This window comes from Yersinia sp. FDAARGOS_228 (genome assembly GCF_002073315.2).
Lineage (GTDB): Bacteria > Pseudomonadota > Gammaproteobacteria > Enterobacterales > Enterobacteriaceae > Yersinia > Yersinia intermedia.
Genome location: NZ_CP020409.2, coordinates 2,794,380 through 2,815,686, shown reverse-complemented (window position 1 = coordinate 2,815,686; position 21,307 = coordinate 2,794,380). Strand labels below are relative to the sequence as shown.

Sequence of the window (21,307 nt, the reverse complement as noted above, 5' to 3'; positions counted from 1 at the left end):
TATTTGATGTTATAGGGACAGTTGCTATTTAAGCATCTGTCATCGCAATAAATAGAAGCCTCGCGACAATGTCAGCATTGATACACTAACACCCTGCTTCGGTAGCTTTTGGCGGAGGTGTTTAAGAATAGTATCCAGAGCTGTTCACATTAAAATTATCGGAGAGTGTCGTAAGATAGTCACCGCTAATTTCAGATAAGAGATGACCCGCCGTGACTTAAGGCTATTGGCCTGACATCTCAGATATAATCCTTTATTTTCAGCACAATATAATATACCCAGTAGCCATAATACTGCCGCGTTCAACGTCGCCAGAAGGCTGAGTATCATTTCGCTTTAATAAATAAACATAACTACAACGTCCCATCGCGGGATGACAATCAATCCATCACCTAAAAAATTATTATAATAAAGATATTGTTAAATCAATGTCTTAAACAAATTTTGTAATGATGCTAACGGTAGTAACAGTGAAGATACACATATTTCACTCATCGAGTAACAATTAAAGGATTTGATAAAGGAATTATTGCACCACATACTTATAAAAACATTAAACACAAAAAATATATTCAGCGATAATTCCCCACAAAAATATAATATTGTAGCGCACCAGATTTGGTAGCAATGATATTTATCAAAAATAAACGGGTAATAAGTTTGATAATTAAATAAACAGTAAAATAAGGTTATTTATAAAGTATCAGACAGCAGTATTACTAATTAATTTTTATCTGTTGTTGCATAAACACTTAACTATAGAGGTAGAAATCATGAGTAACAATAAATTACAACTGCGGCACGGCCGAGTCACCGCCCCTCAAACACGAGGATTGGTAGCAACTGATTTAGGATTGATTGCTGAATGGGAAAATAACGAAATGGAAGGAGGAAAAAACTTCCCTGATTTGACAGGTGGTTCTTTCCCCCCTCCTTACGAAATGGATAGTTGGAGCAACCCACCACCTCCTGATGGCCTTATTCTCAGTGGTGGTCACCGCGGTAATCGAGAAGTGGTGAATTTCACCGATAAAGAAATGCAACACAAGCTACGGTCTATCGGTCACCCTAATGATAACTTTACCTGGCCAACTATCATGGTTAACCCAGGCAGTGACCTTGATATATATTGGGCCTACACTGTTGCTCATGTTACTCGTGGTTATCGTTGGTTTATTACCAAAGATGATTGGAACCCAGCAGAACGTATTACACGTGCTCAATTAGAGGCAACACCGTTTTATGAGGATATCTATCCTTATGTTCCTTATTACTCGAATAACGATAAGTTAGTGGCTAAAATCGAGCATAATGTTCATTTACCTAAAGGTAAAAAAGGCCATCACGTCATTATTCTGGCATGGATTGTTGCAGATTCAGGCAATGCGTTTTATCAAGCATGTGATGTCGACTTTGGTCAATAAATCATTAGGCCCTATCTAATTTGGCCAATCTCACTATACAGGTGGATAAATTTCATCTGTATTTTTCATACGATAGCAATAAATAAAAACCCCGCTATAGTAGTCAGGTGGTTACTCAATGATTAAATAAGGAGTTTTATGTCATCACTTAATCAAACATCTGTCCGCGCTCACAAAGGTGAAACTGATGCAAACTTACCTGGTGAAAATCACTTGATCGCCCATGAGGCTTTGCTTGTCGCGTTAATGGTTGAATGTGCTAATGAGTCAGATAACGATCAGTTCCTGTCCAGTGTCCGAGAAACACTTAACGGTATCCTGCACTCAGCGCGTTGTCTTGATGCCAACAAGATAGCCAATGGTCTGATCGATGAGGCTGATGATAAAGCCAACCGTTAGTCTGTAGCCCTCGTCATCGAGGGCTTTTTTATGCATTTTTCTAATTATTGGGTTTGAAAGAGGTATCCCAAAATTTATGCATTGTTTCAGCCTCGGAAACACCTGAATGGATAGATAAAAAAATAGGTGCCACATCGGGCACCTATCCTATTTATTTCACAGCCAACGTCATCGGTTACTGATTTTATTCTGCTCTTTCGGTGGCAGAACTGAATAACTGGCAACAATCGCAGTAAGAATAATAAACAGATGCCCTTCCGAAGAGTCAAGTAAGAAGGAATTAAACAGGTGGCAAGCCAAATAGGCACCAAGTAACGCAATCAGCACATTTCTAACCTGAGCAGATAAACGCCATGCCGAGCGGAAATAACACCACATCCACCCCAGGAATAAGGCTAAACCGACTAAACCCGACTGAACCGTCTGCATCAGATATTCATTATGCGGATTGATGCTATAACCAATTTGCGGATTCGGATACCAAAACCCCCCAGCACCATGGCCCAGGACAGGCGCATCCTCAATCAACTTCACTGAGGCGAGCATAAATGCGGTACGTAGCCCCATCGAGCTATCACAGGAAACATTAGCATCACCATTCGAGACGGCCAGACAGGTTTTAACCTCAGTCACGCCCTGCTGCAACCGATCTACCGCCCGGTTAGGCACCATAAGTACAATGGCCGCAACGATAAATGCGCAAACGGCCATCGCCAAGCGCTGGCGGATTGACAGTGACAGTAACCCCCACAGGCCAAATGCCGCGGCCAATGCAACATAGCCGGTGCGGCCTTGCACCATAAACACAATGTTATAGATAGCCAAACACACCAACAGACCATAACCCCAACGCTTCCATCCTTGGCTTCTAAAAGCCAGAGCAAGCCAGATAACGGCGGCCAGTGCCATAAAGAAATTATGCGTAATTTGCAGTTTAAACACAGAGGGATTCAGTGGATCAATATGCCCCAACGGCAGATGGAGAAGACCAACCCACAGACTTGCTGCCAGAATAACAGCATTTGCCAGTAAAAAACCTTTGGCAAAATAACCAGCCAGTGAACGGGACAGCATAAAGAACATTGCTAACGGCAAGATATACAGTAATTTGGAATACTTGCTGACCATCACTTTGCCGTACAAGTTATGCTGCCAGAGCAATGATACTGCCAGTAGCATAAACATGATTGCAGGCAACCAAATCAACGGATTCTTTGCCAACGTTTTCACATAGCGAGTATCGCGGTTCAGCAGCAAACAGATGACAGCTAACACCATCGACAAATTCATTATGAAATTAGAAGTGGGTAGACCAATACCTAACAGAAATGCCGTAGCACAGGAAAACATGCCAACATATCGATGCACTGGCGCTGAGCCGGGCAAAGAAGTAGAAGCCGGAGAAATCATAAGTCACTCACTTCGAATTGATAATCAGTTGAGGCTATCAGGCACCTTTTCGTAAAGGACAGCAGCCCCAATTTACGCCATAACCTACCATAGGAAACCGCTGGCTATGGCGATATTTTGTGGCGAGTGCCGTTTATGCTGCCAGTGATCTAAACAAGTAACGGAACCACCATAATGGTCGCCACCACAACTTGCGTTCAGGCACCGTCGGCACACGTGAATGCACTTTTTTAATTTCCCAGTTAAAGTTAAGAAATATTCGGCTATGGCCATATTCTGCACCAAATCGTGCAATTTCACTCTTCTTCCGGTCATCAATTGGTGCGTTGTGGGTCAAATCACGATCCAGAGAATGGTAACTCTTTTTCCTATCCACATTGCGCTCAATGCATCGATACTGCTTAGGCAGATAACGTGGGGTGCTACCATGATCTTTATGGAACTTCACAAACCGATAATCTTCCGAGCCATAATGGCCGGCGAACTCTTCATCATAACCATACAGCCTAAAGAATCGCGCTCTGGACATGAAGAACAAGTTGGGGTGACCACGATAGGCTTTACCTGTTTTTTCATCAGTGCGGTAGATACGATATAAGGAGCGGCCGGGGTTACGGGCATTCACCAAATAACGCAGGGTGTCTGCGGGCAGCAAGCAATCTAAATCAGTAATGATAATCTTATCTGACTTCGCATATGTCACACCCAGATTCCGAGAGCCCGCCTGATTCCACTGAATATCCGTCGTTATTCTTAACCACGTGAAATTCAAATCATAATCTTTTACGTCATACTCTAATGGCGAGCAATCATCTACAATGACAAACTCCACTGCATCTTTAATATCATCTGGGTAAGATTCATACTCTTTCAACAAAGATTCAACAGAATCCATATTCCCCTGATTACAGTAAAAATGAGTCACATAAGTCAGTTTGATATGCTGCTTATCTAGTGGATGCCGTGCCTTAACAATTTCTACATCCTTTGTCACAATGTAAACCTCTGTTTTAAGAGAGAAAATAAATTTTTAATATCTGATGTTCAATATCTAAATACGTTCAATAGAATTAAATAACATAGATATGTCAAATGACTTGCGATAAAGGATAAAGAGTTACCATAATCAGTCAATTATTTTCTTCATCTATTCCTACCGTAAGAATAAGGTAGGAATAACAAATTAATAACAAATATAAGAGAGCAGTTGTACTGGCTGCGCGTTAAACAAGCATCCTTGCGCTTTATTGAGATAAAAAAAAACCTCACAGTCGCTTAAACTCCCGCAAGGTTTTGTTCTGCTCAACAACTTACATATTGTCGATGATGTCTTGACCAAACTCGCTACATTTACGCAGTTTAGCGCCTTCCATCAGACGTTCGAAATCATAAGTCACGGTCTTGGCCTGAATTGCGCCTTCGGTGCCTTTGATAATCAGGTCTGCGGCTTCGAACCAACCCATATGACGCAACATCATTTCTGCGGACAGAATGATAGAGCCTGGGTTCACTTTATCCTGACCGGCATATTTTGGCGCGGTGCCGTGAGTGGCTTCGAACAACGCACAATCATCACCAATGTTGGCACCCGGAGCAATACCGATACCGCCAACCTGTGCAGCCAAGGCGTCAGAGATATAATCACCGTTCAGGTTCATACAGGCAATAACATCATATTCAGCAGGGCGCAGCAGAATTTGTTGCAGGAAGGCATCAGCAATCACATCTTTGATGATGATCTCTTTGCCGTTATTCGGGTTCTTGATTTTAACCCAAGGGCCGCCATCGATCAGCTCACCACCAAATTCCTCGCGCGCTAACTGGTAACCCCAGTCTTTAAATGCGCCTTCGGTGAATTTCATAATGTTGCCTTTATGAACCAAAGTAACTGATTCACGGTCGTTGGTAATTGCATATTCAATTGCCGCACGAACCAAGCGTTTAGTCCCTTCTTCTGAACAAGGTTTGATACCAATACCGCATTGTTCAGGGAAACGGATTTTCTTCACACCCATTTCTTCGCGCAGGAACTTAATCACCTTTTCAGCTTCTGGTGAACCGGCTTTCCATTCGATACCAGCATAGATATCTTCAGCATTTTCGCGGAAAATTACCATGTTGGTCAATTCAGGGTGTTTTACCGGGCTTGGAGTACCTTCGTAATAACGCACCGGACGCAGACACACATACAGATCAAGTTGTTGGCGCAAAGCAACGTTCAAAGAACGAATACCGCCGCCGACGGGGGTAGTTAACGGGCCTTTAATTGCAACACGGTACTCACGAATCAGATCCAATGTTTCTTCTGGCAACCAAACATCTTTGCCATAAACATGCGTTGACTTCTCACCGGTGTAGATTTCCATCCAGGAGATTTTACGCTCGCCTTTATAGGCTTTCTTAACCGCGGCATCTACCACGTGGATCATGGCTGGGGTCACATCAACGCCAATACCGTCACCTTCAATAAATGGAATGATCGGATTATGCGGAACAACCAGTTTACCCTGAGCATCGACAGTAATTTTCTTACCTTCTGCCGGAACAACTACTTTGCTTTCCATCAACCTTCTCCTTCAGCGCAATTTTGTTAATGCCTTGTAAGATTCGTGTCAATACTACTTGAATATTCGTCCCACGCCAATCCGAAACGGATTAAGGTATAATGCGCTAATCATTCGGAATCGCAATAATCATGAATAAATTCTCTGTTAAAAATCACAAAGTTAACCGATTCAGCACCAAGATACAGGCCAAACAAGTAAAGCCGGTAGGCCCTCGGAGGGTACTGTTATTCAACAAACCTTTCGATGTATTACCACAATTTACTGATGAATCTGGCCGCAGAACATTAAAGGAATTTATTCCTTTTAACGATGTTTATGCCGCTGGCAGGCTCGATCGCGACAGTGAAGGTTTACTGGTATTAACCAATGATGGCAAGTTACAAGCCAAACTCACCCAACCGACAGCAAAAACAGGTAAAATCTATTTTGTACAAGTAGAAGGCGTGCCAGAAGACGATGCACTCGATAAGCTACGGCACGGCGTTGTCTTAAAAGATGGTCCGACCTTACCCGCAGGGGCCGAGTTAGTTAGCGAACCTGAGTGGCTGTGGCCGCGAGTTCCCCCCATCAGAGAGCGCAAAAATATTCCTACCCGTTGGCTACAGATCACACTTTACGAAGGTCGGAATCGACAAGTACGCAGAATGACGGCCCATATTGGCTTCCCTACTCTACGTCTGATACGGTTTAGTGTAGGAAACTTAAGCCTTGCCGACCTACAGCCCGGCGAATGGAAGGAGATTCACGATGTTTAAGCCCCATGTAACTGTCGCTTGTGTTGTACACGCTCAAGGGAAATTTTTAGTTGTCGAAGAGACGATTAATGGCAAAAAATTATGGAATCAACCGGCTGGGCATTTGGAAGCCGATGAAACCCTGCTGCAAGCCGCAGAGAGAGAACTGTGGGAGGAGACAGGGATCCGCGCCACACCGCAATCTTTTCTGCGAATGCATCAATGGATAGCACCGGACAAAACGCCATTCTTACGCTTCGCTTTTGTTATTGAGCTGCTGGCCCCCTTACCCACCCATCCTCATGACAGTGACATTGACTGCTGTCTGTGGCTCTCTGCTGATGAAATACTGCAATCAGCCAATTTACGTTCACCGCTAGTGGCCGAAAGTATCCGCTGTTACCAACAGCCAGAACGTTATTCACTTGATCTGGTTGGCTCCTTTAACTGGCCTTTATAAAAGGTAGATTTGATTTACTCAGGTAATTTCGTCAAGAGCGCGAATCTAGAATGCAGCCAAGCGGTCAACGTGATAAAATCCGGCGCTTGTTTTTATAATGCCTTGCCTGTGGCGGCAAAGTGTTCGGATAGTGTTATCCGGCCGGCCCTCTATCAGAGGCTTAGGTATTTACGTTAGTGAGACTCCCATGTCAGATAATAGCCAGAAAAAAGTAATCGTCGGTATGTCCGGCGGTGTCGACTCTTCCGTTTCCGCCTACCTGCTCCAGCAACAGGGTTACCAAGTTGCCGGTTTGTTCATGAAGAACTGGGAAGAGGATGATGGCGAAGAATATTGTTCCGCAGCGACCGATTTGGCCGATGCGCAAGCAGTATGCGACAAACTGGGCATGGAGTTGCACACCGTCAATTTTGCCGCAGAATATTGGGATAACGTGTTTGAATTGTTCCTGGAAGAATATAAAGCCGGGCGCACACCTAACCCTGATATTCTGTGTAATAAAGAGATCAAGTTTAAAGCCTTCCTTGAGTTTGCTGCTGAAGACTTAGGCGCCGATTATATTGCCACTGGCCACTATGTTCGCCGCCAAGATGTTGATGGCAAAAGCCGTTTATTACGCGGTCTGGATGGCAATAAAGATCAAAGTTACTTCCTCTATACATTAAGCCACGAACAACTGGCCCAAAGCCTGTTCCCGGTCGGAGAATTGGAGAAACCCGAAGTTCGCCGTATCGCCGAACAACTTGAGCTGGTCACCGCCAAGAAAAAAGACTCTACCGGTATCTGCTTTATTGGTGAGCGCAAATTCCGTGATTTTCTGGGGCGCTATCTGCCCGCACAACCCGGCCCTATCATGACGGTTGACGGTCAGCATATGGGCGAGCATCAGGGGTTGATGTATCACACCTTAGGGCAACGTAAAGGGCTGGGTATCGGTGGCACCAAAGATGGCGGTGATGACCCATGGTATGTGGTAGATAAAGATGTCGCTAATAACATCTTGCTCGTGGCGCAAGGACATGAACATCCCCGGTTAATGTCAGTGGGTCTGATAGCCCAACAATTGCACTGGGTTGACCGTCAACCGATCACCGCCGCTTTTCGGTGTGTGGTGAAAACACGCTACCGTCAGCAGGATATTCCCTGCACCGTCACCCCGCTGGATAATGAGCGTGTCGAGGTCAGGTTCGATAACCCGGTTGCCGCAGTAACACCGGGGCAGTCCGCTGTATTCTATCAAGGTGAAGTCTGCCTCGGCGGCGGTATCATTGAAGAGCGTTATCCACTGACTGATGCGGTAACAAACTAAATCAGCCTAGTAATGACCCCGAACGTTTACAGGAGTGACCGTGGCGAAGAATTATTATGATATTACGCTGGCACTGGCAGGGATCTGCCAGTCCGCTCGCGTGGTTCAGCAACTGGCTCATGAAGGCCAGTGCGATAATGATGCATTGAATACCCTCTTGGGCGGGCTACTACAGACTGACCCGCCGTCAACAATTGCGGTGTACGGCGGTAATGAACAATCGCTGAAAATGGGATTAGAGACCCTGCAAAGTGTTTTAAACGCCAATCGTCAGGGGCCAGCAGCAGAATTAACCCGCTACACCCTGAGCCTGATGGTGCTAGAGCGCAAGCTCAATGCCAATAAATCCGCCATGAATACATTGGGTGATCGAATCAGTCAGCTTGATCGCCAATTGGTGCATTTCGATCTTGAATCGGAAACGATGATGAGTTCGCTGGCATCGATTTATACTGATGTTATCAGCCCACTCGGCCCACGGATTCAAGTGGTCGGTTCACCTGCAATTCTACAAAGCACACTGGTGCAGGCAAAAGTTCGTGCCGCCTTGCTGGCGGGTATTCGCTCAGCCGTGCTTTGGCAACAAGTCGGTGGAAGCCGCTTGCAGTTAATGTTTTCACGAAATCGTCTCTTTAAACAGGCACAGAGTATTCTTGCTCATAATTGAACCATACCAAAGTAATTGGAGTTGCCACCGATGGAATTATCCTCACTGACCGCCGTTTCACCTATTGATGGTCGCTACGGCGACAAAGTCAGCGCACTGCGCCCAATCTTTAGCGAATTCGGTTTGCTGAAATTCCGCGTGCAGGTCGAAGTTCGTTGGCTGCAAAAACTGGCCGCCTGCACAGAGATCAAAGAAGTTCCGGCTTTTGATGCCGACGCAAACGCTTACCTTGACAAGATCGTGCAAGAGTTCAACGAACAAGATGCACAACGCATCAAAACCATTGAACGCACGACGAATCATGATGTGAAAGCTGTTGAGTATTTTCTGAAAGAAAAAGTAGAGAGTGTTCCGGCGTTGCACGCCGTGTCAGAATTTATTCACTTTGCTTGTACTTCTGAAGATATCAATAACTTATCCCATGCCTTAATGTTGCAAACCGCCCGTCAGGACGTGGTATTGCCAATGTGGCGGCAGATTATTGACTCAATTAAAGCGCTAGCCCACCAGTACCGTGATTTGCCACTGCTGTCCCGTACCCATGGTCAGCCAGCCACACCTTCAACCATCGGTAAAGAACTGGCTAACGTCGCTTACCGTATGGAGCGCCAGTTCCGTCAACTGTCACAAGTAGAAATTCTGGGTAAAATCAACGGTGCAGTAGGTAACTATAATGCTCACATCGTTGCTTATCCTGAAGTTGACTGGCATCAGTTCAGCGAAAGTTTTGTCACGTCGCTGGGGATCAACTGGAACCCATACACCACGCAAATTGAACCTCATGACTACATTGCTGAACTGTTTGATTGCGTTGCCCGTTTTAATACTATTCTGATCGATTTTGACCGTGATATTTGGGGTTACGTTGCCCTAAATCATTTCAAACAAAAAACCATCGCCGGTGAAATTGGTTCAAGCACGATGCCACATAAAGTGAACCCAATTGATTTCGAAAACTCCGAAGGCAATCTGGGCCTGTCCAATGCGGTGCTCGGGCATTTGGCCAGTAAACTGCCCGTTTCCCGCTGGCAACGTGACCTGACTGACTCCACCGTGCTCCGCAATTTAGGTGTCGGTTTGGGCTATGCGTTGATCGCCTATCAGGCGACGATGAAAGGCATTAGCAAGTTGGAAGTCAACGAAGCGCACCTACGGGATGAGCTTGATCACAACTGGGAAGTTCTGGCTGAGCCAATCCAAACCGTAATGCGCCGTTATGGCATTGAAAAACCTTATGAAAAACTAAAAGAACTTACCCGTGGCAAGCGTGTGGATGCCGCAGGTATGCAGGCATTTATCGATGGACTTGCCTTACCGGAAGAAGAAAAAATCCGCTTGAAAGCAATGACGCCTGCTAATTATATTGGCCGGGCGGCCACTATGGTCGATGAATTAAAGTAATATTTTAATCCCTAATACAGGTGGTAACCCAATGCCACCTGTATTATCCCCTGATTTTTCTTATTTTCCCGTGTACTCCCGCCTGTTTAGCAATGGTTTAGTCGCTATCATCGATAATACCTGCAATGTCAAAAGGACGTTACAATTGCAGGAGCTATTATCATATGTTGAAGCAAACCTTATTATCTCTCGCCCTGATGGGTACCTGTACAGCCGCAATCGCGGGTGATTACACTTATGTCGCGGGTGGCTTGCAATACGGTGCAATCAGCAACAATGCCCGTTTTGATAAACAGTTTGACCAAAAAAAGTACAGCCATGTCGGTAGTCGCAATATGGCTGGCATTTATCTCAATGGTGGCTATGGATTTGAGAATGATCTCTTTATTGATGCCCGCCTGAACAGTATTGTCAATAACGATCGTGGTCTCGCGGAAGCAGTACTCGGTTTGGGGTACCACTTTGCTTTTTCACCTAATATCGATTTTTATAGCTTAGTGGGCGGCAGCAGCCATGCCATGACATTTGATGCCAGCAAAAACGGTGAAAAAACCAACACCTACAATAGCGCTACCGGTGAAATAGGTATTAAGAGCAAACTCACGCAAAATATCGGTATGGATGTTGCGTATCGCCTGGCGAACTATGACCACCGTGCATTCCATGAAGCACGAATTACGACAAGCTACGCCTTGACGCAGAACCTTGCAGCGGAAGTAGGTTACACCTACCATAACTGGAAAGTAAGTGATCAAGCCATGCAAACAGGTTTACGTTATAACTTCTAAGTAGTTGGTTTTAATTGTTTACTTGCCGGGTAATATTGCATTACCCGGCAAGTCTTATTGAGGAATGTGGTATGCGGGTTCTGGTTGTGGAAGATAATGCTTTATTGCGTCACCATCTTACGGTGCAAATGCGTGAAATGGGCCATCAAGTTGATGCAGCGGAAGATGCTAAAGAGGCGGACTATTTCTTGCAAGAGCATGCCCCGGATATCGCGATTATTGATCTCGGCCTTCCAGGGGAAGATGGCTTAAGTCTTATTCGTCGCTGGCGCAGTCATCAAACAAATCTGCCTATTCTGGTGCTCACAGCAAGGGAAAGCTGGCAAGATAAAGTTGCCGTGCTGGAAGCGGGTGCCGACGATTACGTGACTAAGCCCTTTCATCTCGAAGAAGTCATCGCACGGATGCAGGCGTTGATGCGCCGCAATATTGGCTTAGCTTCTCAGGTAATTGAATTCCCTCCATTTCAGATTGACCTTTCGCGTCGAGAGTTGTGTGTTAACCAGCAACAGATTAAACTGACGGCCTTTGAATACACTATCATCGAAACCCTTATTCGTAATGCCGGTAAAGTGGTCAGCAAAGATACGCTCATGCTGCAACTCTACCCTGATGCAGAACTACGTGAGAGCCACACCATTGATGTATTAATGGGCCGTTTGCGTAAAAAGCTACTGGCAGAACATGAAGGCGAAGTGATTACGACCATCCGAGGTCAGGGATACCGTTTTGACGCCAGCTAGACACAATGCTCAGGAAAAATAGCAAACCGTTCTCACTTCGTGCGCGTTTTCTTATGGCGACAGCAGGTGTCATTTTAGCGCTGTCGTTATCCTATGGTATGGTTGCTGTAGTTGGTTATATTGTCAGCTTTGATAAAAATACCTTCAGCGCCCATCGCGGTGAAAGTAACTTATTTTTTAGTTTGGCTCAGTGGCATGATAATAAACTCAGTATTTCGGTCCCCCCTGAACTTGAACTGAACATCCCTACGTTGGTTCTGATTTACGACAAAGACGGCAATATTCTGTGGCGTCAGCGTCATGTGCCTGAGCTTGAATCCCATATTGAAAAAAGCTGGTTACAAAAACCGGGCTTCTATGAGTTGGATACTGGAACCCACATCAGTAGTATGATGTTAGGTGATAACCCCAAAGCCCAAGACCAACTCAAAAAATACGACGATACGGATAACAGCGCCCTAACCCATTCAATCTCCGTCAATACTTATCCGGCGACCTCCCGCTTGCCACAATTAACTATTGTGGTAGTAGACACCATTCCACAGGAGTTACAACGCTCTGATTTGGTGTGGAATTGGTTTAGCTATGTGTTACTGGCTAATTTGCTATTAGTGGTTCCTTTACTATGGCTGGCGGCTTACTGGAGTCTGCGGCCAATTAAAGCTCTGGTCAGTCAGATCAGTCAGTTGGAAAAAGGTGAACGCGAGCAACTGGATGAAAATCCACCGCGTGAATTACAAAGTTTGGTTCGAAACCTCAATATTTTGCTCACCAATGAGCGTCAGCGTTATACCAAGTACCGCACTACCTTATCTGACCTCACCCACAGCCTTAAAACTCCGCTGGCAGTATTACAAACTACACTGCGTTCTTTACGTACCGGCAAGCAGACAACCATCGAGGAAGTCGAGCCTATTATGCTAGAGCAGATAAGCCGTATCTCTCAGCAAATTGGCTATTACCTGCACCGTGCCAGTATGCGTTCCGAACAGAATGTACTGGTTCGAGAGATTCACTCGGTACCGGCGCTGTTAGACAGCTTGTGCAGCGCACTGAATAAAGTTTATCAGCGTAAAGGGGTGGTACTGACGCTGGATATCTCACCTGAAGTCACCTTCCTTGGTGACAAAAATGACTTTATGGAAGTGATGGGCAACGTGCTGGATAACGCTTGCAAGTATTGTCTTGAATTTGTTGAAATTACTGCTCTGCACTCTGAAAAACAACTAACGATCGTGGTTGATGATGATGGCCCAGGTATTCCTGAAAGCAAGCGGTCGCTGATTTTTCAGCGCGGGCAGCGCGTTGATACTTTACGTCCAGGACAAGGGTTAGGGTTGTCAGTAGCCGCCGAAATTATTGAACAGTACCAAGGTGATATTTCCATCACTGAAAGCCCGTTAGGTGGAGCCAAAATGATGGTAACTTTTGGCCAGCAACATGATTATCACGATGATTAACAAAATTTGCCTGCCAACCCCTGATACTAAAGGCCGGCTTCCGTTATAATCACAAGCAAATTCCCTCCTATTCTGGAATAAATATGGATTACCAACTCTGCCTCGATTGGCCTGATTTTCTGCAACGTTACTGGCAGAAACGCCCCGTTATCCTCAAACGCGGTTTTAAAAACTTTATAGACCCGCTTTCGCCGGATGAACTTGCCGGGCTAGCCATGGAAAATGAAGTCGACAGCCGCTTGGTAAGCCATGAAGAGGGGCGTTGGCAAGTGAGTCACGGCCCGTTTGAGAGTTTTGATCACCTGGGTGAAAATAATTGGTCGCTGCTGGTGCAAGCTGTTGACCATTGGCATGAACCTGCTGCTGCATTAATGCGACCCTTCCGTCAGCTATCTGATTGGCGTATGGATGATTTGATGGTCTCTTTCTCAGTTCCGGGTGGCGGCGTAGGCCCGCACTTTGATCAATATGATGTCTTTATCATTCAGGGTACTGGCCGCCGCCGCTGGCGAGTGGGTGAAAAAACTGAAATGAAGCAGCATTGCCCACACCCTGACTTACTGCAAGTCGATCCCTTCGACGCCATCATTGATGAGGAAATGGAACCGGGCGATATTCTTTACATTCCACCGGGTTTCCCCCATGAAGGCTATGCACTTGAAAATGCATTGAATTACTCTGTTGGTTTCCGCGCACCAAATGGCCGTGAATTAGTCAGTGGTTTTGCCGACTATATCCTTTCGCGTGAATTGGGGAGTTACCGCTACAGTGATCCTGATTTGCAACTGCGTGACCAGCCGGCAGATATTTTGCCACACGAGGTGGATAAACTGCAGGCAATGATGTTGGATTTACTCCAGCAACCTGAGCATTTCCAAAACTGGTTTGGTGAGTTTACCTCTCAATCACGGCATGAACTGGATGTTGCACCGCCTGAACCACCTTATCAGGCCAGTGAGATCTATGATTTGCTACAGCAAGGTGAGCCATTGCAGCGCCTTACTGGCCTGCGCGCCCTGCGTATTGGTGATAGCTGCTTTGTTAACGGTGAACTGATTGATACGCCACATTTGAGTGCTGCCAATGCTTTGTGTCAACATTTCAGTGTGGATGCTCAACAACTTGGTGATGCACTGGAAGACCCGGTCTTCCTGGCACTGCTAGCAGAACTGGTTAACAGCGGTTATTGGTATTTCAACGACTAATATCCGTGAATAGAGATACAAAAACGCCCCATTTACGGGGCGTTTTCGATAGGTTGTTGAGCTAATGGCTAGTCAACTTATGATGCTTTAGCCCGTGCTGCGGTTAGTTCAGAAATCCGCATGATGACCGCGACCGCTTTTTCCATCCCTTCCAGCGTAATAAACTCATGTTTTCCATGATAATTATAACCACCGGTAAAGATATTCGGGCACGGTAATCCGAGGAAGGATAATTGTGCACCATCAGTGCCTCCCCGTATCGGCTTCATAATAGGTGTGATATCACAATCACGCATCGCCTGCTGGGCCAGTTCGATGATATGCGGGTGTTTAACAATATGTTCACGCATATTGTAATAGCTATCATCCATAACAATTTCGATATAGCAGTCACGGTGTAAACCTTTACCAACCCGCTTAGCAATATCTACCATATTCTTCTTACGAGCTTCAAAACCATCACGGTTGAAATCGCGTACTATATAGTGCATTTCTGCTCGTTCGACAGTGCCTTTAATACTTTGCAGATGATAAAAACCATCGTAACCCTCAGTGCATTCAGGGGTTTCATCCGCAGGGAGTTCCTGATGAAAACGGGTTGCCAATGATAACGCATTAACCATTACCCCTTTGGCACTGCCAGGGTGGACATTATTACCGACAATTTTGATCGTTACTGACGCCGCATTAAAGTTTTCAAACTCTAACTCGCCAACACCACCACCATCAACGGTATAAGCCCATTGAGCATCAAACTCGTCCACATTAAAGAAACGTGCACCTTTGCCAACTTCTTCATCGGGAGTGAATGCAATGCGGATATCCCCGTGAGGCACATTACTGTGTTTTAACCGCACCATTGCGGTAATAATCTCGGCGATACCGGCTTTATCGTCTGCTCCCAACAAGGTTTTACCATCAGTAGTAATCAATGTGTGGCCGAGCAACTGGTGCAACACCGGAAACATTACCGGTGACAACACCTCGTCTCCGATACCCAAGGCAATATCCCCACCACGGTAGTTTTCCACAATTTGCGGATTAACATTTTTGCCCGAAAAATCAGGTGACGTATCAAGATGTGCAATAAAACCAATAGTGGGGACCGGCCAAGAGACATTTGCAGGTAATGTTGCCATTACACAACTGTGATCACTCAAGGTAACCTGAGAAAAACCCAGCGCCTGCAACTCATGCTGTAATGCCAGCGCAAGCTTGCGCTGCCCCTCAGTGCTCGGCACGGATTTTACATTGGCTTTTGCTTGTGTATCAAAAGAGACATAGTTGAAAAAGCGGTCGAGTAATTTGTCCATGGTTCCCACCCTCATAATAGTGAATATCATTATGGGGAAGTGATCATGATCAAATATTGCGTCAAGTCAGCTTTAGGCAAACTTAAGCCAGAATAATAAGGTGGGATGCTAAAACCCTGCGGGGTGATTTATTCATCAACCCGCAGGGACTATCGTTTATTTATACACCATTTTGGCTAATTGCCGCTACCACCCTGGCGATTCTCACCCCGAGTGGTCAAAAACTCGCGCACATATTCCGGTACTACTTTACTGGCAAGCCCATAATGTTTTTCATCGAACTGACTTTCTACCTGACTGGGTTCCAGATTCAACTCAACGGTATGAGCACCATGCAAACGTGACTCATGGACAAACCCAGCCGCTGGATAGACGTGGCCTGAAGTTCCTATCGAGATAAAGAAATCAGCGTCAGCCAGCGCCTGATAGATATCATCCATACCCATCGGCATCTCGCCAAACCACACAATGTGGGGCCGCAAAGGGGATGGGAACTGGCAGCAGTGACAACGCTCGTCAGCCGAGAGATCCCCCGGCCAATCTAATACCTGACCAGACTGCGTGCAACGCACCTTCAGCAATTCACCATGCATATGGATAACACGCTTACTGCCCGCCCTTTCATGCAAATTATCAATATTCTGGGTAATCAGAACAAAGTTATCACCCAGCACCGCTTCCAAATCTGCCAACGCTTTATGCGCCGCATTGGGTGCGATTTCTGGCTGCTGCAACTGGCGGCGGCGGGCATTATAAAAAGCTTGAACCAACTCAGGGTCGCGACGATACCCTTCAGGCGTTGCAACATCTTCCACCTGATGCTCTTCCCATAAGCCATCTGCAGCACGGAAAGTACGGATGCCTGACTCAGCAGAAATCCCCGCACCAGTAAGCACCACCACAAACGGTTTCTTCATTTCTGCTGTAGCAGCACTGTCCCGATGGAAGATACGGGAGCGAAAACGTTGATGCCGCAAATGCTTATTCTTGCGAAACCGACATAGCCGATGGCGAATACGCATAACTTTTGCCTCTATATTGGATATCGTTATTGTTTGTGACGACTCTATTATTTGCTACGACTATATTGTTTGAAACAACTATATTATTTGAAATAACTAGATAGCTTGCGACGGCTATTACTCACTCAAATGCAGAAACGCAGCGCCACGAACGCCGCCCGCATCACCATAACGCGCTTTTTCAATGCGTGGCAATCGAGCCACTCGCAATAAATGCTGCGGCAAACGTTTCGGTAGTTCCTGATAAATATTATCAAAATTAGATAATCCACCACCGATGACCACCAGATGTGGATCAAGCATCGTCAATAGGTTACCCAAACATACCGCCAGCACATCCATAAAACGCTCAATATGAGCTACAGCTTTGGCTTCACCAGCATTATAGTTGGCGATAATTTCAATTGCGGGCAGCGATTGTTGGTTGAAGTGCTGATACATCCATTCGAAACCACGCCCTGAAATATAGTTCTCTATGCAGCCGTTATGGCCGCAACCACAGGGTACGCGCGGAATATCTGCGCCTAAAATATCCAACGCATCAACCGGTAACCTAAAGTGGCCGAACTCGCCGGTAATATGATTACGCCCACTAACAATACTGCCATTAACAATCAGGCCACCACCCACACCCGTGCCAAGAATTAACCCCAGAACTGTTGGATAAGTGCGAAATTCAGGATCCCACGCTTCGGACAGCGCAAAACAGTTAGCATCGTTATCGATTCGAACTTCACGCTCAATCAGGCGGGAAAGATCACCCTGCAACGATTGCCCCATGGCAGATGGCACATTGGCCGTAAATACGGTGCCATCATCGGCATTGGGTAAACCGGGAATACCAATACCCACACTGCCTTTAACACCACAATATGCATCAGCTTCCAGCGTTAAATCACGCAAAGTTTGCAGTAACTGCGGATAATCTTCACGGGGCGTTGGGACTCGCTTATGCCAGATTCGTTGCAGATTGGCATCAAAAACGCCTAACTCAATCTTGGTGCCGCCCATATCAAAACCGTAATACATAGAATTGTCCTTATATACCCTAAATAATTCGAGCTGTAGGAAAATGGCAACTGAGTTAGTCCCCAGGCGCTTACTAAAGCAAGTGACTGGGGTGACAAATCTGCCCGGAGCAGAGTTGAACACTGCTTGCAACGGCCTCTATCTGCGAGGCCCATGGACGGGCCGAGTAACGAAAGCAGGCCAACGCACATGCGGCTTGAAATATAACAGGGATAATTATTGCCCGCTTAACACTCGCGCAGGATCAATACGGCTTGCACGACGTGCAGGATACCAACTGGCAATCAAACTCAGCACCAATGCGGTGGCTAATACGCAAGCCACATCAAACCAGTGCAATTCTGACGGCAGGAAATCGATGAAATAGATATCGCCAGACAAGAATTGATGACCAATCAGCCGTTCCAGCCCCCGGATAATGTTGGTCAATTGCATTGAGACAATCACCCCCACTATCACCCCGCTGATACTGCCGATAAACCCGGCCAGCAAGCCATACCAGATAAAGATTGCGCGGATCAGTCCGTCTTTGGCCCCTAATGTGCGTAACACGGCAATATCGCTGCTTTTATCTTTAACCGCCATAACCAGTGTGGACACAATATTAAAGCTGGCAACACCGATCACCAGCACCATGGCCAAGTACATGATGGTACGAATCATCTGGATATCGCGATACATATAGCCATAAGTGCCAATCCAACTGCTGATATAAACATACGCATTGCTCACTTCGCCAGCGCTGCGCACCAGTTTATTCGCGTTGTATACATCATTGACCTTAATGGCTATACCAGTGACACTGTCACCCATATCCAAATATTGTTGGGCATCAGCCAAAGGAACCAGTGCCAGACTGTGATCCAACTGACCACTGAGTTGAAAAACACCGGCTACCTGTAAGCGAATACGCTTAGGTTGCAGCAGTTTCATTTCAGGATCGCTATTCGGAATCATCACTGTCAGCCATGACCCCTGCTTCACACCTAACGCGTCAGCAAGACCTTTACCTAAAATAATCTGCTGCTGACCCGCTTTGAAATTATCCCAAGCATGGTCAAGAACAAAACTGGGCAATGCACTAAGGTGCTGTTCAGCTTGCGGATCAACACCTTTGACCTGTACCGCCCGCAGTTGTGTGGCATTTTCAATCAGACCAGTGAAATTGATATAGGGTGCAGCCGCCACAATACCGGGGACTTTTTCAATGCGTTGCAGGGTTTGCGGCCAGCCACTGAACGGCTGATTAACCACCGCAATTTCACCGTGTGGCACCACAGCCAAAATGCGATCTTTCAGCTCACGTTCGAAGCCATTCATCGCACTTAGGCCCACGATCAACACTGCGACACCCAAGGCGATACCCAAGGTAGATATCACCGAAATTAATGACACCATACCGCCACGACGGCGGCCACGGCTAAACCGTAAGCCGATTAAAAGCGAAAGTGGCGACACACCCATTACTCAGCCCCCACCAGTGTCAAGTGTTGCTGTAGCTGGCCGTCGCGCATTTCCAACTGGCGACTCATACGTTTTGCTAACTGCAAATCGTGGGTTACCACTAAAAATGCCGTCCCCTGGCGGACATTCAATTCACCTAACAGATTAAAGATGCTGTCAGCATTACGTTGGTCCAGGTTACCGGTCGGTTCATCCGCCAAAACCAGTGACGGGTTATTCACCAGCGAACGGGCAATCGCCACCCGCTGACGCTCACCGCCAGACAACTCCGATGGCCGATGCTTGCTCCGTTTTTCCAACCCTACGGCCGTCAACATCGCCCGGGCTTTATCCTGCGCCTCTGCGGGTTTGGCCCCACCGATTAACAGTGGCATTGCGACATTTTCCAGTGCGGTAAAATCAGGCAGTAAATGGTGGAACTGATAGATAAAACCTAACTCACGGTTACGTAATTCCGCTTTTGCGCTGGATGAGAGCTGATTCAGTGAGCGGCCTTGATAAATGACCTCACCGGATGTTGGGGAATCCAGTCCCCCTAACAGATGCAATAAGGTACTTTTACCTGAACCGGAGCTACCGACAATCGCCATCAGTTCACCAGACTCGATAGTGAACGACACGTTACGCAATACGTCAGTATGCAGTTGCCCTTCCTGATAGCGCTTGCACAGATCTAAACACTGTAATAATGGATGGTTACTCATAGCGTAAAGCCTCGGCAGGTTGTGCGGCGGCAGCGCGCCAGGAAGGATAAAGCGTGGACAACAAAGCAATCGCCATCGCCAACAGAGCAATCACGGTGACCTGTACAGGGTTAATCTCCACTGGCAAGGTGGCACCATCGATCAATAAACCGAGAATTGGGATGATAGTGTTTAATTGGCTGGCGAGTAAAATACCCAGCCCGGCCCCCAGCAATGCGCCAATTACCCCGGCAGTAGCCCCCTGCACCATAAAGACCAGCATGATTTGGCGGCGGCTCAGGCCTTGAGTTTGCAAAATCGCCACTTCACCCTGTTTCTCCATCACTAACAGGCCCAGCGAGGTAATGATATTAAAGGCTGCGACGGCAATAATCAGGCTAAGTAGCAGCCCCATCATGTTTTTTTCCATACGCACCGCCTGGAACAACTCGCCTTTACGCTCCCGCCAATCTTTCCATACCGTGCCTTCAGGCAACGCCTGTTGGCTCAGGCTATCAACGGACAAAGGTTGTGAAAGGAATAGACGCCAGCCAGTAATATTGCCAGCCGGATAACGCATCAGACGTGATGCATCCTGCTGATTAACCAGCATTTGATAGCCATCAACCTCACTGTCTGCGGCAAATGTTCCAATGATATTAAACAGCCGCTGGCTAGGAATACGCCCCATTGGTGTGAACTGACTGGCGCTAGGGACCATCAAACGCAATGTTTCACCACGTTTAACGCCTAACTGGCCCGCCAGTTTTTCGCCCAGGATAGTATTGTAACTCCCCGGCTGTAAATCTTTCAGGTGCACGTTAACCAAATAATCAGCCAGTGGTTCATGACGCTCGGGATCAACACCCAGCATCACACCAGCCGCCAGATTACGGGCACTCTGCAATACCACATCCGCAGTGGTTAGCGGCACAATATCGGTAACCCCAGCCAACGATTTAAGTGCTGAGGCGGGGATTTTATTCGGGTCAAGAGAACCTTGTGGCGTGGTAATCAGCGCCTGTGGCATCAGCCCCAAAATATTATTCTGCAAATCACGCTCAAAACCATTCATCACCGACAGTACCGTGATCAGCGCCATCACGCCGAGCGTGATGCCAATGGTAGAGAGCCATGAGACGAACCGACCAAAGCGATCAGATGCACGCCCGCGCATGTAACGCAGGCCAATAAATAGTGCGACAGGTTGATACATGAAATCTGTTTAG

Annotated in this window: 20 protein-coding genes and 1 pseudogene; 11 read left to right on the top strand and 10 right to left on the bottom strand. The window is 46.6% G+C overall.

The window, feature by feature from the left end; translation table 11 throughout:
- Nucleotides 1–71: 71 nt before the first annotated feature.
- Nucleotides 72–330, bottom strand: a pseudogene (locus A6J67_RS23680) (IS4/IS5 family transposase); the annotation flags it as partial.
- 443 nt (nucleotides 331–773) lie between these two features.
- Here A6J67_RS23680 and A6J67_RS12835 point away from each other — a divergent pair.
- Both A6J67_RS12835 and A6J67_RS12830 read left to right on the top strand, forming a co-directional pair.
- Nucleotides 774–1,424, top strand: coding sequence for a lytic polysaccharide monooxygenase auxiliary activity family 9 protein (locus tag A6J67_RS12835; protein ID WP_005183097.1), 651 nt, complete (start codon nucleotides 774–776; stop codon nucleotides 1,422–1,424).
- Nucleotides 1,425–1,562: 138 nt separating this feature from the next.
- A complete protein-coding gene (locus tag A6J67_RS12830) occupies nucleotides 1,563–1,823 on the top strand; it encodes a hypothetical protein (RefSeq protein WP_005183098.1) in 261 nt (86 codons plus the stop codon).
- Between the two features lie 168 nt (nucleotides 1,824–1,991).
- Here A6J67_RS12830 and A6J67_RS12825 read toward each other — a convergent pair whose 3' ends face one another.
- From A6J67_RS12825 to icd, 3 genes are all read right to left on the bottom strand, one after another.
- Nucleotides 1,992–3,233 carry an O-antigen ligase family protein gene (locus A6J67_RS12825; protein ID WP_042569967.1) on the bottom strand — a complete coding sequence of 414 codons (1,242 nt, stop codon included), beginning with the start codon at nucleotides 3,231–3,233 and terminating at the stop codon, nucleotides 1,992–1,994.
- A gap of 133 nt (nucleotides 3,234–3,366) precedes the next feature.
- Nucleotides 3,367–4,227 (bottom strand): glycosyltransferase family A protein, encoded by an 861-nt coding sequence (locus A6J67_RS12820; RefSeq protein ID WP_005183100.1) that lies wholly within the window; start codon nucleotides 4,225–4,227, stop codon nucleotides 3,367–3,369.
- A gap of 316 nt (nucleotides 4,228–4,543) precedes the next feature.
- Nucleotides 4,544–5,797: an NADP-dependent isocitrate dehydrogenase gene (gene icd / locus A6J67_RS12815; protein WP_042569968.1), complete on the bottom strand. Its 1,254-nt coding sequence runs from the start codon at nucleotides 5,795–5,797 to the stop codon at nucleotides 4,544–4,546.
- A 131-nt stretch (nucleotides 5,798–5,928) separates the two neighbouring features.
- Between icd and rluE the strand changes: the two genes are divergently transcribed.
- The 9 genes from rluE to A6J67_RS12770 all read left to right on the top strand — a co-directional run bounded on the left by rluE (nucleotide 5,929) and on the right by A6J67_RS12770 (nucleotide 14,567).
- Nucleotides 5,929–6,555, top strand: a complete 627-nt coding sequence (rluE, locus tag A6J67_RS12810; protein ID WP_042569969.1) for a 23S rRNA pseudouridine(2457) synthase RluE — start codon at nucleotides 5,929–5,931, stop codon at nucleotides 6,553–6,555.
- Nucleotides 6,548–6,994, top strand: a complete 447-nt coding sequence (locus tag A6J67_RS12805) for an NUDIX hydrolase (RefSeq protein WP_032905845.1) — start codon at nucleotides 6,548–6,550, stop codon at nucleotides 6,992–6,994. Before rluE ends, A6J67_RS12805 begins: the two co-directional genes overlap by 8 nt.
- Nucleotides 6,995–7,181: 187 nt before the next feature.
- Nucleotides 7,182–8,303, top strand: a complete 1,122-nt coding sequence (gene mnmA, locus A6J67_RS12800) for a tRNA 2-thiouridine(34) synthase MnmA (protein WP_005183104.1) — start codon at nucleotides 7,182–7,184, stop codon at nucleotides 8,301–8,303.
- Between the two features lie 40 nt (nucleotides 8,304–8,343).
- Entirely contained in the window at nucleotides 8,344–8,970 is a 627-nt protein-coding gene (gene hflD, locus A6J67_RS12795) for a high frequency lysogenization protein HflD (RefSeq protein ID WP_032905848.1), read from the top strand.
- Nucleotides 8,971–9,000: 30 nt separating this feature from the next.
- Nucleotides 9,001–10,371, top strand: a complete 1,371-nt coding sequence (gene purB, locus A6J67_RS12790; protein ID WP_032905850.1) for an adenylosuccinate lyase — start codon at nucleotides 9,001–9,003, stop codon at nucleotides 10,369–10,371.
- A gap of 164 nt (nucleotides 10,372–10,535) precedes the next feature.
- Complete coding sequence (locus tag A6J67_RS12785) at nucleotides 10,536–11,159, top strand: outer membrane beta-barrel protein (RefSeq protein WP_050074490.1); 624 nt, start codon at nucleotides 10,536–10,538, stop codon at nucleotides 11,157–11,159.
- 71 nt (nucleotides 11,160–11,230) lie between these two features.
- On the top strand, nucleotides 11,231–11,902 hold the full coding sequence (phoP, locus tag A6J67_RS12780; protein WP_042569971.1) for a two-component system response regulator PhoP: 672 nt from the start codon (nucleotides 11,231–11,233) through the stop codon (nucleotides 11,900–11,902).
- A gap of 5 nt (nucleotides 11,903–11,907) precedes the next feature.
- Nucleotides 11,908–13,362, top strand: coding sequence for a two-component system sensor histidine kinase PhoQ (phoQ, locus tag A6J67_RS12775; protein ID WP_005183115.1), 1,455 nt, complete (start codon nucleotides 11,908–11,910; stop codon nucleotides 13,360–13,362).
- An 83-nt stretch (nucleotides 13,363–13,445) separates the two neighbouring features.
- Nucleotides 13,446–14,567, top strand: coding sequence for a cupin domain-containing protein (locus A6J67_RS12770; RefSeq protein WP_042569973.1), 1,122 nt, complete (start codon nucleotides 13,446–13,448; stop codon nucleotides 14,565–14,567).
- A 77-nt stretch (nucleotides 14,568–14,644) separates the two neighbouring features.
- On the opposite strand, the gene pepT is transcribed toward A6J67_RS12770, so the two are convergent.
- The 6 genes from pepT to lolC form a co-directional block, all read right to left on the bottom strand.
- Nucleotides 14,645–15,880 carry a peptidase T gene (gene pepT / locus A6J67_RS12765; protein WP_005183119.1) on the bottom strand — a complete coding sequence of 412 codons (1,236 nt, stop codon included), beginning with the start codon at nucleotides 15,878–15,880 and terminating at the stop codon, nucleotides 14,645–14,647.
- A gap of 176 nt (nucleotides 15,881–16,056) precedes the next feature.
- A complete protein-coding gene (cobB, locus tag A6J67_RS12760) occupies nucleotides 16,057–16,902 on the bottom strand; it encodes a Sir2 family NAD+-dependent deacetylase (protein ID WP_042569974.1) in 846 nt (281 codons plus the stop codon).
- A 117-nt stretch (nucleotides 16,903–17,019) separates the two neighbouring features.
- A complete protein-coding gene (nagK, locus tag A6J67_RS12755) occupies nucleotides 17,020–17,931 on the bottom strand; it encodes an N-acetylglucosamine kinase (protein ID WP_050297368.1) in 912 nt (303 codons plus the stop codon).
- Between the two features lie 216 nt (nucleotides 17,932–18,147).
- Nucleotides 18,148–19,395, bottom strand: a complete 1,248-nt coding sequence (gene lolE, locus A6J67_RS12745) for a lipoprotein-releasing ABC transporter permease subunit LolE (protein WP_042569975.1) — start codon at nucleotides 19,393–19,395, stop codon at nucleotides 18,148–18,150.
- Nucleotides 19,395–20,099 carry a lipoprotein-releasing ABC transporter ATP-binding protein LolD gene (gene lolD / locus A6J67_RS12740; protein ID WP_032905855.1) on the bottom strand — a complete coding sequence of 235 codons (705 nt, stop codon included), beginning with the start codon at nucleotides 20,097–20,099 and terminating at the stop codon, nucleotides 19,395–19,397. Before lolD ends, lolE begins: the two co-directional genes overlap by 1 nt.
- Complete coding sequence (gene lolC / locus A6J67_RS12735; RefSeq protein WP_005183149.1) at nucleotides 20,092–21,294, bottom strand: lipoprotein-releasing ABC transporter permease subunit LolC; 1,203 nt, start codon at nucleotides 21,292–21,294, stop codon at nucleotides 20,092–20,094. Before lolC ends, lolD begins: the two co-directional genes overlap by 8 nt.
- Nucleotides 21,295–21,307 lie beyond the last annotated feature (13 nt).

Coding starts and splice junctions, on each gene's coding strand:
- phoQ (WP_005183115.1), top strand. CDS start 11,908: ATGCTCAGGAAAAATAGCAAACCGTTCTCACTTCGTGCGCGTTTTCTT.
- pepT (WP_005183119.1), bottom strand. CDS start 15,880: ATGGACAAATTACTCGACCGCTTTTTCAACTATGTCTCTTTTGATACA.
- cobB (WP_042569974.1), bottom strand. CDS start 16,902: ATGCGTATTCGCCATCGGCTATGTCGGTTTCGCAAGAATAAGCATTTG.
- A6J67_RS12825 (WP_042569967.1), bottom strand. CDS start 3,233: ATGATTTCTCCGGCTTCTACTTCTTTGCCCGGCTCAGCGCCAGTGCAT.
- A6J67_RS12785 (WP_050074490.1), top strand. CDS start 10,536: ATGTTGAAGCAAACCTTATTATCTCTCGCCCTGATGGGTACCTGTACA.
- A6J67_RS12770 (WP_042569973.1), top strand. CDS start 13,446: ATGGATTACCAACTCTGCCTCGATTGGCCTGATTTTCTGCAACGTTAC.
- purB (WP_032905850.1), top strand. CDS start 9,001: ATGGAATTATCCTCACTGACCGCCGTTTCACCTATTGATGGTCGCTAC.
- icd (WP_042569968.1), bottom strand. CDS start 5,797: ATGGAAAGCAAAGTAGTTGTTCCGGCAGAAGGTAAGAAAATTACTGTC.
- nagK (WP_050297368.1), bottom strand. CDS start 17,931: ATGTATTACGGTTTTGATATGGGCGGCACCAAGATTGAGTTAGGCGTT.
- phoP (WP_042569971.1), top strand. CDS start 11,231: ATGCGGGTTCTGGTTGTGGAAGATAATGCTTTATTGCGTCACCATCTT.
- lolD (WP_032905855.1), bottom strand. CDS start 20,099: ATGAGTAACCATCCATTATTACAGTGTTTAGATCTGTGCAAGCGCTAT.
- lolC (WP_005183149.1), bottom strand. CDS start 21,294: ATGTATCAACCTGTCGCACTATTTATTGGCCTGCGTTACATGCGCGGG.
- A6J67_RS12830 (WP_005183098.1), top strand. CDS start 1,563: ATGTCATCACTTAATCAAACATCTGTCCGCGCTCACAAAGGTGAAACT.
- A6J67_RS12835 (WP_005183097.1), top strand. CDS start 774: ATGAGTAACAATAAATTACAACTGCGGCACGGCCGAGTCACCGCCCCT.
- mnmA (WP_005183104.1), top strand. CDS start 7,182: ATGTCAGATAATAGCCAGAAAAAAGTAATCGTCGGTATGTCCGGCGGT.
- A6J67_RS12805 (WP_032905845.1), top strand. CDS start 6,548: ATGTTTAAGCCCCATGTAACTGTCGCTTGTGTTGTACACGCTCAAGGG.
- rluE (WP_042569969.1), top strand. CDS start 5,929: ATGAATAAATTCTCTGTTAAAAATCACAAAGTTAACCGATTCAGCACC.
- lolE (WP_042569975.1), bottom strand. CDS start 19,395: ATGGGTGTGTCGCCACTTTCGCTTTTAATCGGCTTACGGTTTAGCCGT.